General features: G+C 53.4%; 13 protein-coding genes. 10 read left to right on the top strand and 3 right to left on the bottom strand.

Features of this window, described 5'->3' with window-relative positions; translation table 11 throughout:
* The first annotated feature begins 52 nt into the window (after nucleotides 1–52).
* Genes AACZ19_RS14085 through AACZ19_RS14075 form a run of 3 tightly spaced genes read left to right on the top strand, consistent with a single transcriptional unit; the run spans nucleotide 53 to nucleotide 4000 of the window.
* Nucleotides 53–928 carry a phosphotransferase gene (locus AACZ19_RS14085; protein WP_339635042.1) on the top strand — a complete coding sequence of 292 codons (876 nt, stop codon included), beginning with the start codon at nucleotides 53–55 and terminating at the stop codon, nucleotides 926–928.
* A 9-nt stretch (nucleotides 929–937) separates the two neighbouring features.
* Complete coding sequence (locus AACZ19_RS14080; RefSeq protein ID WP_339635040.1) at nucleotides 938–3388, top strand: FAD-dependent oxidoreductase; 2451 nt, start codon at nucleotides 938–940, stop codon at nucleotides 3386–3388.
* Nucleotides 3389–3409: 21 nt separating this feature from the next.
* Entirely contained in the window at nucleotides 3410–4000 is a 591-nt protein-coding gene (locus AACZ19_RS14075) for an HD domain-containing protein (protein ID WP_339635038.1), read from the top strand.
* On the opposite strand, the gene AACZ19_RS14070 is transcribed toward AACZ19_RS14075, so the two are convergent.
* Nucleotides 3997–4875, bottom strand: coding sequence for a LysR substrate-binding domain-containing protein (locus tag AACZ19_RS14070; RefSeq protein ID WP_339635036.1), 879 nt, complete (start codon nucleotides 4873–4875; stop codon nucleotides 3997–3999). The two genes, AACZ19_RS14075 and AACZ19_RS14070, sit on opposite strands and share 4 nt — an antisense overlap.
* A gap of 175 nt (nucleotides 4876–5050) precedes the next feature.
* Here AACZ19_RS14070 and AACZ19_RS14065 point away from each other — a divergent pair, with 175 nt between their 5' ends.
* The 7 genes from AACZ19_RS14065 (at nucleotide 5051) to AACZ19_RS14035 (ending at nucleotide 14235) form a co-directional block, all read left to right on the top strand.
* On the top strand, nucleotides 5051–6253 hold the full coding sequence (locus AACZ19_RS14065; RefSeq protein WP_339635034.1) for a 2-aminoethylphosphonate--pyruvate transaminase: 1203 nt from the start codon (nucleotides 5051–5053) through the stop codon (nucleotides 6251–6253).
* Nucleotides 6254–6282: 29 nt separating this feature from the next.
* Nucleotides 6283–7548 carry a phosphonoacetate hydrolase gene (gene phnA, locus AACZ19_RS14060; protein WP_339635032.1) on the top strand — a complete coding sequence of 422 codons (1266 nt, stop codon included), beginning with the start codon at nucleotides 6283–6285 and terminating at the stop codon, nucleotides 7546–7548.
* On the top strand, nucleotides 7545–9017 hold the full coding sequence (gene phnY, locus AACZ19_RS14055) for a phosphonoacetaldehyde dehydrogenase (RefSeq protein ID WP_339635030.1): 1473 nt from the start codon (nucleotides 7545–7547) through the stop codon (nucleotides 9015–9017). The genes phnA and phnY overlap by 4 nt, the downstream gene beginning before the upstream one ends.
* A gap of 224 nt (nucleotides 9018–9241) precedes the next feature.
* The gene (locus tag AACZ19_RS14050) at nucleotides 9242–10261 is read left to right on the top strand and encodes a putative 2-aminoethylphosphonate ABC transporter substrate-binding protein (protein WP_339635028.1); all 1020 of its coding nucleotides are present in this window, start codon (nucleotides 9242–9244) and stop codon (nucleotides 10259–10261) included.
* A gap of 90 nt (nucleotides 10262–10351) precedes the next feature.
* A complete protein-coding gene (locus AACZ19_RS14045; protein WP_339635026.1) occupies nucleotides 10352–11509 on the top strand; it encodes a putative 2-aminoethylphosphonate ABC transporter ATP-binding protein in 1158 nt (385 codons plus the stop codon).
* Nucleotides 11509–13524, top strand: a complete 2016-nt coding sequence (locus tag AACZ19_RS14040; protein WP_339635024.1) for a putative 2-aminoethylphosphonate ABC transporter permease subunit — start codon at nucleotides 11509–11511, stop codon at nucleotides 13522–13524. Before AACZ19_RS14045 ends, AACZ19_RS14040 begins: the two co-directional genes overlap by 1 nt.
* Before the next feature lie 21 nt (nucleotides 13525–13545).
* Nucleotides 13546–14235 (top strand): 4'-phosphopantetheinyl transferase superfamily protein, encoded by a 690-nt coding sequence (locus AACZ19_RS14035; protein WP_339635022.1) that lies wholly within the window; start codon nucleotides 13546–13548, stop codon nucleotides 14233–14235.
* A 7-nt stretch (nucleotides 14236–14242) separates the two neighbouring features.
* On the opposite strand, the gene AACZ19_RS14030 is transcribed toward AACZ19_RS14035, so the two are convergent.
* The gene (locus AACZ19_RS14030) at nucleotides 14243–14635 is read right to left on the bottom strand and encodes a flagellar basal body rod C-terminal domain-containing protein (RefSeq protein ID WP_339635020.1); all 393 of its coding nucleotides are present in this window, start codon (nucleotides 14633–14635) and stop codon (nucleotides 14243–14245) included.
* Between the two features lie 93 nt (nucleotides 14636–14728).
* Complete coding sequence (locus AACZ19_RS14025; RefSeq protein ID WP_339635018.1) at nucleotides 14729–15061, bottom strand: hypothetical protein; 333 nt, start codon at nucleotides 15059–15061, stop codon at nucleotides 14729–14731.
* Between the last annotated feature and the right edge of the window lie 2 nt (nucleotides 15062–15063).

Below are 15063 nucleotides of genomic sequence, written 5' to 3'. Positions count from 1 at the left end.
GGTATCAGAACGGTGATAGTACTGTGACAGTTTTGTGAAATAGATGGATGGCATGTCGTCGGAGGAGACAAGAATATCAAAACTCCCGATCTGGGTGGGGCGCATCCGGATGGAACCGCTCGACGGCGGTCTTACCAACCGGAATTATCTGGTGAGAGATTCAAAACGCCGCGCCGTGGTGCGACTCGGCTCGGATATCCCACATCACCATGTCTATCGGGCAAACGAACTGGCAGCGAGCCGGGCGGCCCATGCGGCAGGCGTTTCCCCGGAAGTCCTGTATGCGGAGCCGGGCATATTGGTTCTCGATTATATCGCGGGGATAACCCTGACCGAAGACGATGTCCGGACATCTGGATACCTTCAGAGAATCATTCCTCTTATACATGCGGCCCATAGCCGAATTCCGGAGCATCTGGATGGGCCGTCAATGAATTTTGACGTTTTCGCCATTCTGCAGGATTACAGAAAAACTCTTAAAAGGGAGGGCAGCCAGTATATTAAAAAGCTGCCTGAACTGCTCAAGATTGCGGCCGGTCTGGAAAAAGCGGCTGGAGTTTCGGAAACGATCTTCGGGCATAATGATTTGCTGGCGGCGAATTTTCTCGATGACGGAAAACGGCTCTGGCTCATTGATTGGGATTACGCCGGATTTAATACCCCGCTGTTTGATCTTGGCGGGCTGGCCTCCAATAACGGTTTTTCCGAAGAGATGCAAAGAGGTCTTCTGGAAAGCTATTTCAGCGCGCCCCTGGATATCGCGCTGTGGCGACAGTTTATGGCGATGAAGGCGGCCTCTCTCCTGCGGGAGACCATGTGGAGCATGGTTTCTGAAATTATGTCCGAGCTCAGTTTTGACTATGCCGCCTATACAGAAGAAAATATAAAAAGATTTGAACAGGCCTATGACGAATTCCGCCAGATATAAGAGACATTCATGAAAGAACTTCCCAGAACTGCAAAAGCCGTTGTGATCGGCGGCGGCATTGTCGGCTGCTCGACCGCCTATCATCTGGCGAAGCTCGGCTGGACGGATACGGTCCTGCTGGAGCGGAAGAAACTCACCTCCGGGACGACCTTCCATGCGGCCGGGCTGGTCGGTCAGCTCCGTTCCAACGCCAATATCACTCAGCTTCTTGGCTATTCCGTTGATCTTTATGACCGACTGGAGAAAGAGACCGGCCTTGGAACCGGATGGAAGATGAACGGTGGGCTGCGCCTTGCCTGTAACGAGGCGCGTTGGGAAGAGGTTAAGCGACAGGCGACAACGGCGCAGTCCTTCGGGTTGGAAATGCAGCTTCTTTCGCCCTCTGAGGCGCAGGCGCTATGGCCGGTCATGACGGTCGACGATGTGATCGGCGGTGCCTATCTGCCAACGGACGGGCAGGCGAACCCCTCTGATATAACTCAGGCGCTGGCAAAAGGTGCGCGGATGGCCGGAGCATCGATTTTTGAGGATACTGCCGTTTTTGATATCCAGATCGAAGACGGAAAAATAAAGGGTGTTCAAACGGATAGAGGATTTATTGAATGTGAAATCGTCGTTTGCTGCGCCGGGCAATGGACACGCGAATTCGCGGGACGATTCGGCGTGAATGTGCCGCTGGTCTCCCTTCAACATCAGTATATCATCACCGAACCGATCAAGGATCTGCCGCGTGATCTGCCGACATTGCGCGATCCGGATCGGCTCACTTACTATAAGGAGGAGGTGGGTGGCCTCGTCATGGGCGGGTATGAGCCGAACCCGATGACCTGGGCAGTGGACGGTATACCGGAGGATTTTCACTATACCTTGCTGTCATCCGATTTCGATCATTTCGAGCCGATGATGGAACTCGCGCTTGGCCGGGTGCCAGCGCTTGAAACGGCGGGGATCAAGGAACTGGTGAACGGGCCCGAGAGTTTTACGCCGGATGGAAACTTTATCCTGGGCGAAGCACCGGAGCTGAAGAACTTTTTTGTCGGAGCAGGCTTTAATGCGTTCGGGATTGCCTCCGGCGGCGGGGCGGGGATGGTGCTTGCCGAATGGGTTACAAAAGGCGAGCCGCCATATGATCTCTGGGCTGTCGATATCCGGCGCTTCGGTCGTGTGCATTTCGACACGGACTGGGTCCGCACCCGCACCATTGAGGCCTATGGCAAGCATTACACCATGGCCTGGCCGCATGAGGAACATGCCAGCGGTCGGCCGAACAGGACGTCTCCGCTCTATGAGCGATTGAAGACGGCTGGAGCCTGTTTCGGGGAAAAGCTGGGATGGGAACGACCGAACTGGTTTGCCGATCTTGCGGCAGGGGAGGCACCGAAGGATCAGTATAGCTTCGGGCGGCCAAACTGGTTTGACGCCGTCGCGCGGGAGCATCGCGCGGCACGGGAGGCGGCTGTGTTGATAGATCAGACCTCTTTTGCAAAATTCACCCTGAAAGGCCCGGACGCGGAGGTGGCGCTGGACTGGATTGCCGCCAATGATGTTATGAAGCCCGATGGCTCGCTCATCTATACGCAGATGCTCAATGACCATGGCGGAATTGAATGCGATCTCACGGTGGCGCGGATCGGTCCGGAGGAATATTACATCGTAACCGGAACCGGCTTTGCCACGCATGATTTTAACTGGATTTCACGGAACATCCCGCCCGGCATGAAGGCAAAGCTTATCGATATTACACCGACAATGGCTGTCTTGTCCCTGATGGGGCCGCATGCCCGGAGAATCCTTGAGGTAGTAACTGCCGATGATGTGTCCGATAAGTCATTCCCGTTTGCCAGCTTCAAGACCATAACCATCGCTGGATGCGCCATCCGTGCTTTGCGCATTACTTATATGGGGGAACTGGGCTGGGAGCTGCACCTGCCGGTCGAACAGGCAGGAACGGTGTATGACATGTTGATGGCTGCGGGGCGGGAATTCGGGCTCGCAAATGCCGGTTACCGTGCCATTGAAAGCTGCCGGCTGGAAAAAGGATACCGGGCATGGGGATCGGATATCGGACCCGACCACACACCGCTTGAGGCCGGGCTCGGCTGGGCGGTCAAGCTTAAAGCCGGTCGTGATTTCAAAGGCCGCGCCGCCATTGAGGCTCAGAAGAGAGATGGCGTCAGGAAGATGCTTGCTTGCTTCACTGTGGATGATCCGGATGTTGTCCTGCTCGGGCGGGAAACCATTTACCGCAATGGGGAGCGGGTAGGCTGGCTTTCCAGCGGCGGCTATGGTCACACAATTGCAAAATCCATCGGCTATGGATATGTTCGAAGTGCAGTGGGTGTTGACGTGGATTTTGTGCTGGATGGTACATATGAGCTGGATGTAGCGCTCACCCGTGTTCCCTGCGAAGTGCATCTAAAACCGCTTGTCGATCCGTCGATGAAGCGGATCAAACAATGAATTTTGAGTAGAGAGCTAGCGATGACGAAACTCGACTTTTCCGAAATAACCAAGGACAATGTTGTCGATTTTATCGCCGGAATTTTCGAACGGCGCGGGGCGGAGGAGTATCTGGGCGAACCCGTTACGATATCAGAGCATATGTATCAGAGTGCGCAGTTGGCCGAAGAGGCAGGCGCGAGTGAGGAATTGATTGTTGCCGCGCTGCTGCATGATATCGGGCATTTTACTAATGAATTTCCGGATAATGCAGCCGAACTGGGCATCGACAGTCATCATGACCGGGCAGGGGCCGCAGTTATCGCCCCGTATTTTCCGAAGATGGTAACAGATTGCGTGCGCCATCATGTTTCGGCAAAGAGGTATCTTTGCGCGACGGATCCGGATTATTTTGCCAAACTGTCAGATGCGTCCGTTCTCAGCCTCGAGCTGCAGGGTGGCCCGATGACGCCGGAGGCGGCAGAGAGATTTGCTCGCAATGGTGATGTCGAGGCAATTGTGCAGGTTCGCAAATGGGATGACGAAGCCAAGGTGCCGGGCAAGAAAACCAGGCCTTTCGAGTATTATGCGCCGATGCTGCAACGGGTTGTAGGCAGGGCGGCAACAGATTAAGCCGCCACCGACTTTAGCCGGTCCCGCGTCATTTTCATGAACGCACTCACCAGATTGCCTTTTCCGCGCTCCTTGAGGCAGATCAGCGCCTCGTCCATCAGAGGCTTGCAGCCGGAAATGGGGATTTTGCAAAGCCGTTCATCATGACCGAACTCCGCTTCCGAGACGATGCCGATGCCGGCGCCGCTCGCAACGATTTCCCGGATCGCCTCGCGTCCGACCGCTTCAATCGTCGGTGTCAAGGTTATGCCTTCGGAGGCGGCAATCTGCTCTAGCTTGTAACGGGTTTTCGAGCCTTTCTCCCGAAGGACCAAGGGTTGCTGGGCCAGTTGCTGCAGGGAAATGGAGGTCAGTTTCGCCGCCGGACTGTTCTTCGCGGCAAAGGCAATAATCGGAGTCGAGCTCAATTTGATAACCTCAAATTCTCGGGACTCGGGGATTTCGCCAAGTACACCGATGTCCGCCTCATAACTACAAAGCTTATCAACGATCTCGGTCGTGTTTCCTGTGCTGACGGAAATGAACACGCCCGGATATTTCTGACGGAATGGCCCCAGTACCGGATTCAGATGCTGCACGGAATCGGCAATGATCCGCAGTTTGGCAGAACCTAGAGCCCGCGATTCCGATAGCAGGACATGTGCCTGATCCTCCACATCAAACATGCGGTGTGTAATCTCAAGCAGCTTTTTCCCGAAATCCGTAAGGGTAATCTGCTTTTTTTGCCGGCTGAACAACAAAACGTCATACTCGGACTCTAGTTTTCTTACCTGATCCGAAACGGCAGGCTGGGTTAATGACAGGGCCTCGGCTGCGCGTGAAAATCCGCCATGGATGGCGACATTATGAAAGGCGCGTAACTGAACATATCGCATATTTAGTCCGATCGAAAATATAACCCAAAATACCTGTAACCCGAAGTTTCTTCAGGCTCTATAAAATATCGTTTTAATTTATATGTCAATTTTAAATAACGATTTTACAAATATTACGTTGGGGATTACGTTTTGGATCACTTCTGAAATTTTTTGCCTGGAAGGGCTTGGAGCAATGGCAGTGGATCATGACAAGGTGTCGAATGTGGCGTTTCCTCCTCCGCATATGGGGGAGCCTTACCTGCTGACGCCCGGTCCCCTTACAACGTCCCTGAAAGTCAAACAGGCCATGCTGAAAGACTGGGGTTCCTGGGACGGAGACTTCCGGGCGATGACGGCGGCCATGTGCCAGAAACTGCTAGCCATTGCCGGAGACGGCGGCACGGAATTTGACTGTGTTCCGATGCAGGGCAGTGGCACTTTCGCCGTCGAGGCGATGCTCGGCACCTTTCTTGCCAGGGACAGCAAGACACTGGTGCTTGTGAACGGGGCTTATGGAAAGCGGATCGTTGATTCACTGCGGTATCTCGGGCGCGATCATCTGGTGATTGACAAGGGCGATTACATGCCGCCGCGCGGTGACGAAGTGGCGGCGGCCCTGGCGAACGATCCCGCAATTACCCATGTTGTGTTGGTACATTGCGAGACCAGCTCCGGCATTCTCAATCCCGTACAGGAAATATCCGAAGTTGTTGCTGCGGCGGGCCGTAAATTGCTGATCGATTCCATGAGTGCATTTGGCGCACTGCCATTAGATGTGCGCGAGACGCAGTTTGAAGCCATGGTATCTTCCGCTAATAAATGCATCGAAGGCGTGCCGGGATTCGGCTTTATTATCGCCCGCAAGTCGGCATTGGAAGCTGCGGCGGGAAACAGTCATTCCCTCAGCCTTGATGTGCATCAGCAATGGGTTAATTTCAAGAAAACCGGACAGTGGCGTTTTACACCGCCAACGCATACCGTCGCTGCCTTTACGGAGGCGCTGAACCTGCATGAGCAGGAAGGTGGCGCTCCCGGGCGGCTCGCACGGTATGAACGGAACCGGGATGTCATGGTGGCGGGAATGCGGGATCTGGGGTTTGAGACGCTGCTCAAGGATCGCTGGCTGTCGCCGATCATTGTCACTTTTTTCAATCCCGCCCATCCAAATTTTAGTTTTCCACAATTTTACGACCTGATGAAGGGGCGGGGCTTTATCATCTATCCGGGCAAGCTGACGGTGGTAGACAGTTTCCGGGTCGGCTGTATCGGCCGTCTGGACGAGCATGTTATGCGCCAGGTCGTGGTGGCCGCCCGTGAATCGCTTGCCGAAATGAATGTAGACAGTGCCTGTCCGCCGGAATCTGCCTTGAAGGAACGCGCCAGGCTGGCCGCATAGACTTTCTCAGAACTGGAGTTTTTTGATCCATGAATAAAATGTCGCGAAATGATATTACCGTAAATGACCGGAGCTATCCCTTTCCGGGCCGGACAGCGGTTGTCATCTGCCTCGATGGATGCGAGCCTGCCTATATCGATGCGGCGATTGAGGCCGGGGTGATGCCGACGATGAAGCGCATTCGGGAAAAAGGCACTATGCATCTGGCCCATTGCGTCATCCCGAGTTTCACCAATCCCAACAATATGTCGATTGCGACGGGCCAGCCTCCTGCCGTGCATGGTATTTGTGGAAACTTCCTTCTCGACCCCGATACGGGGGAAGAAGTGATGATGAATGATCCGAAGTTTCTTCGCGTGCCGACAATCTTCAAGAGCTTTTATGACGCCGGTGCCCGCATTGCCATTGTGACCGCCAAGGACAAGCTCCGGGCACTTTTGGGGAATGGCCTGAAGTTTGATGAGGGAAGGGCAATCTGTTTTTCGACGGAGAAGTCCAATACCACAACACTGGAGGAACATGGCGTTGATAATGCATCGGAAGAACTCGATATCCCGGTGCCGAGTGTCTACTCTGCGGAGCTTTCCGAATATGTCTTTAACGCAGGTGTCAAGCTGATGACGTCCTTCATGCCGGACCTGATGTATCTCACGACAACGGACTATGTCCAACATAAGGCCGCGCCGGGCACAAAGGACGCCAATGCCTTTTACGAGATGTTTGATTCCTATCTTACGAAGCTCGACTCCCTCGGCGCGGCGATTATCGTGACGGCCGATCATGGTATGAAAGCCAAGCACAAGTCGGACGGAACGCCGGATGTGATATATTTGCAGGACCTGTTGGATAAGTCGATCGGGGAGGGCGCTGCGCGGGTCATCCTGCCCATTACGGATCCGTATGTGGTGCATCATGGAGCGCTTGGTTCTTTCGCGACGGCCTATCTGAAGCCGGATGTGGACAAGATGGCCGTGATAGAAAAAATAAAGGCGACGGAAGGTATCGATCTCGTGCTGGACCGGGAAGCCGCCGCGGCGCGCTTTGACCTGCCTGCGGACCGGATCGGGGATATCGTCATTGTTTCGGGAGAGAATCAGGTGCTGGGCACGTCGGCGGACCGGCATGACCTTACGGCCCTGGATGTACCGCTGCGTTCCCACGGTGGATTAAGCGAGCAGGTTATTCCCTTTATTTCCAATGTAGCAATACCTGATTTGCCGGAGGCGCCGGAGCTGCATAACTATGATGCGTATTATTATGTAACGCGCGCCGCCGCGACGGCCTTTGCAAAATGAACCAGATGACGGCAGGAAAAGCGGCACGTTCAATCCGCAAGGAAGCGATGCGGATCGGTGGCCGAAAGGTCACGACAAAGGATGTTGTCGAGGTTCGTTATCCCTACACCAATGAAGTGATTGGAACGGTGCCTGCCGGCACCGCAGAGCATGCGCGAGAGGCATTTGAAATAGCAGCAAGATACAAACCCAAACTCACCCGGTATGAACGACAGCAGATTCTTCTGCGGGCAGCAGAGCTTATCCGTCAGCGGCGGGAACAGTTGGCGGATGTGATCACGCTGGAGCTCGGCATCTGTCAGCAGCATGCGCTCTATGAAACCGGCCGTGCCTATGACGTTTTCACGCTCGCGGGGCAGCTCGCTATTCTCGATGACGGGCAGATTTTCTCCTGCGATCTGACTCCTCACGGGAAAGCCCGTAAAATCTATACCAAGCGGGAGCCGGTGAATGTGATTTCAGCGATCACGCCGTTTAATCATCCGCTCAATATGGTGGCCCACAAAATTGCCCCGGCGATCGCCACGAATAACTGTGTTGTCTGTAAACCAACTGAGCAGACGCCGCTGACGGCGATTGCCCTTGCGGATATCCTTTATGAGGCGGGGTTACCGCCGGAGATGTTTCAGGTCGTGACCGGTTGGCCGAAGGACATCGGCGAAGAGATGATCATTAATGAGCAGATTGATATCATTACCTTTACCGGGGGTGTCCCCGTCGGCAAGATGATTGCCGCCAAGGCGGGGTACAAGCGCCTCGCGCTGGAACTGGGCGGAAACGATCCGCTGATTATTCTCGATGATCTGAGTGATGGCGATCTGGTCAAGGCGGCGGAAATCGCTGTCGCGGGCGCCACGGGCAATTCGGGGCAGCGCTGCACTGCCGTCAAACGCATCCTTGTTCAGGAAAGTATCGCGGACAAGATCGTGCCGCATATCCTTGAAAAAGCGAAGAAAATCAAATTTGGTGATCCCGAGGATCCGGAAACGCAACTGGGCTGCGTGATTCATGAACAGGCGGCGGAGGTTTTTGAAAACCGGGTCTTCGCGGCCGAAAAGCAGGGCGCCAAAATTCTCTATCATCCGGAACGGAAAGGGGCCTTGCTCCCGCCGATCGTTGTTGACCATGTTCCGCATGACAGTGATCTGGTGTTTGAGGAGACGTTCGGACCGATTGTCCCCATTGTTCGTGTGCCGAATGATGATGTTGAGTTGATGAAAATTTCCAACTCGACGCCGTTTGGACTCTCCGCAGGCGTTTGCACCAACCGGCTTGATCGGATTACGCGATTTGTGGACGGGCTCGATGTCGGGACTGTCAATATCTGGGAGCAGCCGGGATACCGTATCGAAATGTCGCCTTTCGGCGGCGTGAAGGATTCGGGGAATGGCGTTAAAGAGGGGGTGCTGGAGGCAATGAAATTCTTTACGAACGTCAAAACCTATTCACTGCCATGGCCGACAGAATAATGCTATAGTCATCAAAAGCGACGCCCCCAACGTCTTTGCGCAATACAGTAATATCGTTTAAATTTATATGTTTATAAGTATAATAGATTTCTTCTATTTGTCACATTGCGCCAGTATTGAAATGAGTACCGATAGATTATCGTCCGGATAAAGATCAGATATGATCCTAAAGGGCCGGTTTATTTCAGTTATTTCTAAATTACTTACTAAGGGAGAGCGAAACGATGATAGACTTTAAGAAGGTAGCGTTGGCAGCTGCCGGGGGCCTGTTGGTTGCCGGTAATGTGACGGCAGGCGAATTGACTGTTTATACGGCGGTTGAGGCAGAAGACCTGAAACGCTATGCCGAAGAATTCAACAAGGCCCATCCGGATATCGAGATCAAGTGGGTGCGTGACTCCACCGGTGTTGTCACTGCCAAGCTGCTGGCTGAAAAAAATAATCCGCAGGCCGACGTGATCTGGGGTCTGGCCGCGACATCCCTTTTGCTGATGAAATCGGAAGGTATGTTGGAGCCATATGCACCGGCAGGTGTTGAAAAGCTCGACAAGAAATTTGTCGACAAGAGCACGCCTCCTGCCTGGACAGGCATGGATGCCTGGGTAGCATCTGTCTGCTTTAATACAGTGGAAGGTGAAAAGCTTGGCCTGAAGGCGCCGACTTCCTGGAAAGACCTGACGAAACCTGAATATAAGGGCCATGTCATTATGCCGAACCCGAACTCATCGGGAACCGGCTTCCTGGATGTTTCCAGCTGGCTGCAGATGTTCGGTGAAGAAGGGGGCTGGGAATATATGGATGCCCTGCACGAAAACATTGCCCGCTACACCCATTCAGGATCCGCCCCTTGTAAACTGGCGGCGTCCGGTGAAATTCCGATTGGCGTTTCTTTCGCCTTCCGCGGCGCCAAATCCAAGGCTGATGGTGCTCCGATTGAAATTATCGTTCCGGAAGAAGGTGTTGGCTGGGATATGGAAGCAACTGCCATCGTCGCCGGTACAGACAACATTGAAGATGCCAAAAAGCTGGTCGACTGGACCATCACCAAGGAAGCAAACATGATGTATAACACCGGCTATGCCGTTGTTGCTTATCCGGGTGTTGCCAAGCCGGTCGAATTTTTTCCGGAAAACCTGACCGAGAAGATGATCGACAACGACTTTGAGTTCGCGGCGAATAACCGCGCGGCCATCCTTGAAGAATGGCAGAAGCGTTACGATTCCAAATCCGATCCCAAAGGCTGATACAACAGCAAACAAAAAGAAGGCATCGCAATTGCGGTGCCTTCTTTTTATAATGATCGAACAGACGCCGGATTATCATAAGGGGGTATAATGGGTGCGGAGACTTCGCGTGTGAAAAGCGCTGACGGTGACCAGCAGGAATCCTATCTTCGGATAGATAATTTGTGGAAGGCCTTTGGCGATTTCATTGCACTGAAAAATATCTCGCTCACTATCTCTGATGGGGAATTTGTCTGTTTTCTCGGACCCTCGGGCTGCGGAAAAACGACCTTGCTTCGGGCTATTGCCGGCCTTGATTTGCAAACCTCCGGCGGTATCGAACAGGCGGGGAAGGACATCTCCAACCTGCCGCCGGCTGAACGGGATTTTGGCATTGTTTTCCAGTCCTACGCCCTCTTTCCTAATCTGACAATTGAGAAAAATATTTCCTTTGGCCTGGAGAATGCGGGCCTGTCCAAGTCGGTGATTTCGGCGCGAGTAAAGGAACTTCTGGAACTTGTTGGATTGCCTGAACAGGGGAAGAAATACCCGGCCCAGCTTTCCGGTGGTCAGCAACAACGTATTGCACTTGCCAGGGCCATCGCCATGTCCCCGGGGCTGCTCTTGCTGGACGAGCCATTGTCCGCCCTTGATGCCAAGGTTCGGGTCCATCTGCGCCATGAAGTGAAGGAACTTCAACGCAAGCTCGGGATCACCACAGTGATGGTCACCCACGATCAGGAGGAAGCCCTGTCCATGGCGGACCGGATCGTCGTCATGAACCATGGCGTGATCGAGCAGATCGGTACACCGACGGAAATTTACCGGGAGCCGGCAACCTTGTTCGTTGCCGATTTTATCGGGGAGATGAACCAGATTGCAGCAACGGCAGCCGAAAAGACCGCGGATGGAAGATCGGCTGTCAAAATCGGATCAAAAGTGTTTACTTGCGGCGATCATGATTTTCCGGCGGGCACAGATGTTATTGCGGCGGTCCGTCCGGAGGATATCGTTCCCCATGGCGCCTACTTTCACGACAAGATTGCTGAGACTGAAAATGCTATTGCCTGCCGGATAAAGGAGATGGAGTTTCTCGGCTCGTTTTGGCGGACCCGTCTGTCAAGCGACACGTTGGGCGATGCCGAAATTTTCGCGGACTTTTCCATTAACGCCATCAGGCGGCTGGATATTGCCGAAGATATGGATATCGCCGTCGAAATTCCCGGAAACCGGCTCAAGATATTCGCTGCCAAACAGGATGTTCATTGATGTCAGTGACAACGTCGGATCGTTTACCTAAGGGACGGCCGCTTACCGCCAAACTCGGGCGTGACGACTGGTTGATGCGCTCCTTTATTCTCGTGATTGCGCTTTACTTGGTGCTGACTCTGGCCTTCCCGCTTTATGCAATGCTCTCGAAGGCCTTCTCGACCTTTCAGTTCGACCTGACACAAATTGAATTGCAGGTCAGTGACGAGCAGGGGAACTTCGGTGGTGAAATCCTCTCTGCCGCAGCGCTGAATGAGGAACTCGACGCCATTCCTGAAGACGACATGGCAACGAGCAGTGACGGTCGGTTGAGCCTGGTACCGCTGTTTCCCGATTTCAGCTTCCGAAGCCCGGTCCTGTATAAAGTCCGCGGGACGACACCGGAGGCTGTTTATCTGATCGGGTCGGAGCGTAAAGTCGGAACGGACTGGAATGAAGTCGATTCCAATACGTTCCGTAAAGTGGTGTTGAGGCCGGTCAAGTCCGTCGGCTTGAGTAACTTTACGACCTATTTTTCGACACCGTCCCTGTTTCAGTCTATCGGTAACTCTGTCTTTATTTCAGTCGTCAGCACGATCGTGACGGTAAGCCTCGCCTTCGCCTTCGCCTATGCGCTCAGTCGAAGCTGCATGCGTTTCAAGGGGGTGTTCCGCCTGATTGCCATGGCGCCTATTCTGGTGCCGTCGCTGCTTCCGGGAATTGCGCTGGTTTACCTGTTTGGCAATCAGGGCATGCTGAAAGAGTTGATGATGGGGGAATCCATTTACGGCCCTTATGGTATCGTCCTGGGTTCGGTGTTCTTCACCTTTCCTCATGCCATGATCATCATCACAACGGCTCTCGCCATTTCCGACGCGCGGCTATATGAGGCGGCGGTGTCCCTCAGGGCCAGTGCCTGGAAGACCTTCTGGACCGTGACAATACCCGGTGCGCGCTACGGCCTGATATCGGCCGCCTTTGTTGTGTTCAATCTGGTGATAACCGATTTTGGCCTGCCCAAGGTTATTGGCGGGCAATACAATATGCTGGCCGTTGACATTTACAAGCAGGTGATCGGGCAGCAGAATTTCGAGATGGGCGCGGTGGTTTCGGTCGTCCTGCTGATGCCGGCCTTTCTTGCATTCGCTGTCGATCGGCAGGTACAGAAAAAGCAGGTCGCTTTGCTTTCGGCGCGTTCTGTAGTGTATGAGCCAAAGCCCAGCCGACGGTTTGACTGGATATGCTTTGCTTTCTGTACTCTGATGGCTATCTTTATCCTGGGCATTCTGGGAGTTTGCCAGTTTGCGGCGCTGATCAAGTTCTGGCCCTATGATCTTTCCTTGAGCCTGAAAAATTATAGCTTCGACCTCATGGATGGCGGCGGATGGGACGCGTATCGTAATTCTATCAAGCTCGGCATATTGACTGCGTTTTTCGGGACGATTGTTGTCTTCACCGGCGCCTACATGGTGGACAAGACGCGGGGCTTCCGCACCGGGCGGAGCCTGTTCCAGTTTCTGGCCATGTTGCCCATGGCGATCCCCGGCATGGTTCTGGGCCTTGCCTATATCTTCTTTTTCAATAATCCGGACAATCCGCTCAGCGCCATTTATGGCACGATGGCCATTCTGGTGATCGTGACGATTACCCATTTCTATACAGTGTCGCATCTGACGGCAGTGACGGCGCTCAAGCAGATGGATGGAGAGTTCGAATCCGTTGCTGCGTCTTTGAAACAACCGTTCTACAGGCTTTTTGCACGGGTGACGGTGCCGGTCTGCATGCCGGCCATTCTGGATATTGCGATTTATCTGTTTGTGAATGCCATGACGACGGTTTCGGCCGTGGTTTTCCTCTATTCCACGGATACCGCGCTGGCGTCCGTTGCTGTGTTGAATATGGATGATGCTGGTGATATTGCGCCTGCGGCCGCCATGGGGATGATGATTTTCTACACCAATGCTGCCGCGCGTATCCTTCATCTGATAGTATCAAAAGGCATACTGAAGCGAACGCAGGCCTGGCGGACGCGCTAAAAGGTTTTCAAGGCGATCCAGATGGAATTTGATCGGGAAAATACACATGTCTATTACGCGGATATTGGCGAAGAGGGCGACCTCGACCTGAACCGCTGCTGGATGGCGTTGAGTGATGCCGAAAAGGCACGTGCGGGACGTTTCCGTTTTGATCTTCACCGGCATCGCTATGTGCGGGCGCATGGACAGATGCGGCATATCCTTGCGACCTATCTTGACGCGCCCGCAGACCGCATTCCGATAGAGACGGGACATCGCGGCAAGCCCTTTATCTCCACAGAAAAAATTTACTTCAACATGTCCCATTCCGCAGACACCGGTGTTTTCGTGGTGACCCGGAGCGGGGAAATCGGCATCGACGTCGAGATGTTCGATCGCAAAGTGGAAGTGGATGATCTCAGCCGTCATTATTATACGCCGTCCGAGCAGGCCCATCTTGCGTCTTTTGATGGTAACAACAGACGGGAGCTGTTCTTCTGGTTGTGGACGGCGAAGGAAGCGCGGATGAAGGTCACAGGGGAGGGATTGGCGCTGGATCCCCGTCATATAGATGTGGAAATTGTGGCCGGTAAACCGGTTTCCTACCGGTTACCGGAGCGGCCCAAGGCGAGCCTGGCTCATGTAGTCCTGCCGGAACTTGCCGGGGCCTGCAGCGTGGCCGGGTTGTTCACGCCTTTGCTGGATATAAAGACGTTAGCGGTTTCGGGCTAAATGGCCGTCAGCTTTTGATGTCCAGCGTGACTTTTTGAAGTTCGTTCCAGACTTCGAACATTTTTACATTCGCCTTGTAGCTATGCAGAGCGAGGTTCTGATTAATAATCTCGCTCGCAAGATCCACATTCGGGCTTTCAATGAGGCCTTCGTCATTGGCAAGGGGGTTATTTGGGGCGAATCCACTAACTGTCGCCGGGTCGCGCTCGCGAACCCTTACGGTTGGCGCACCTGCCTCATCCGTGGTCTGGACCGGCTCAACCGCTTTATAGGATTCATTTTCGCCTTTGGCGCCAGGGGTACCGACGGTATTGGCATTGACGATATTCTGTGCCGATACCTCTACCCGTTTTGTCGCTGCCGTCATCCCGCTGATAGTGGAACCGAGTATGGTGGTCATGATTGTCTCCAATCAATACAATTTTAAATAAACTTTATACGAATATAATAATTCATATAAACACTTTATAAGAGCGTATTCGTTAACAAATCGTTAAGAGAATGGGGTGTTCCTGATTACAAAGGCCCGCCAGCGGTCCAGAAGATAGAAAAGATCTTCGCGCTTTCCCTCCTGCTGCCGTCCGCCATCTTCAAAAAGCGGCTCGATTAGATATCTGTCCGGTGTTAGCGTCAGGGAAAAAGCATTACCGGTGATCTCAAATCCACCCCCAAGCGCGTTTGCCGTTCTATCGAACAAATAGTCGATAAGGGCAATATCTCCTTGAATTTCTGTTTCAAGAAATTCCTCCAATATCTTGTTTTCCGGAGATATTTCCGCTGTAATCAAACCGGTTTTTTCGTCGCGCGCCATCAATATTTCCAGCATGC

The sequence above is a fragment of the uncultured Sneathiella sp. genome (genome assembly GCF_963973085.1).
GTDB lineage: Bacteria > Pseudomonadota > Alphaproteobacteria > Sneathiellales > Sneathiellaceae > Sneathiella.
Note: the sequence above shows the minus strand (reverse complement) of the source record. Positions and strands in the feature narration are given on the sequence as shown.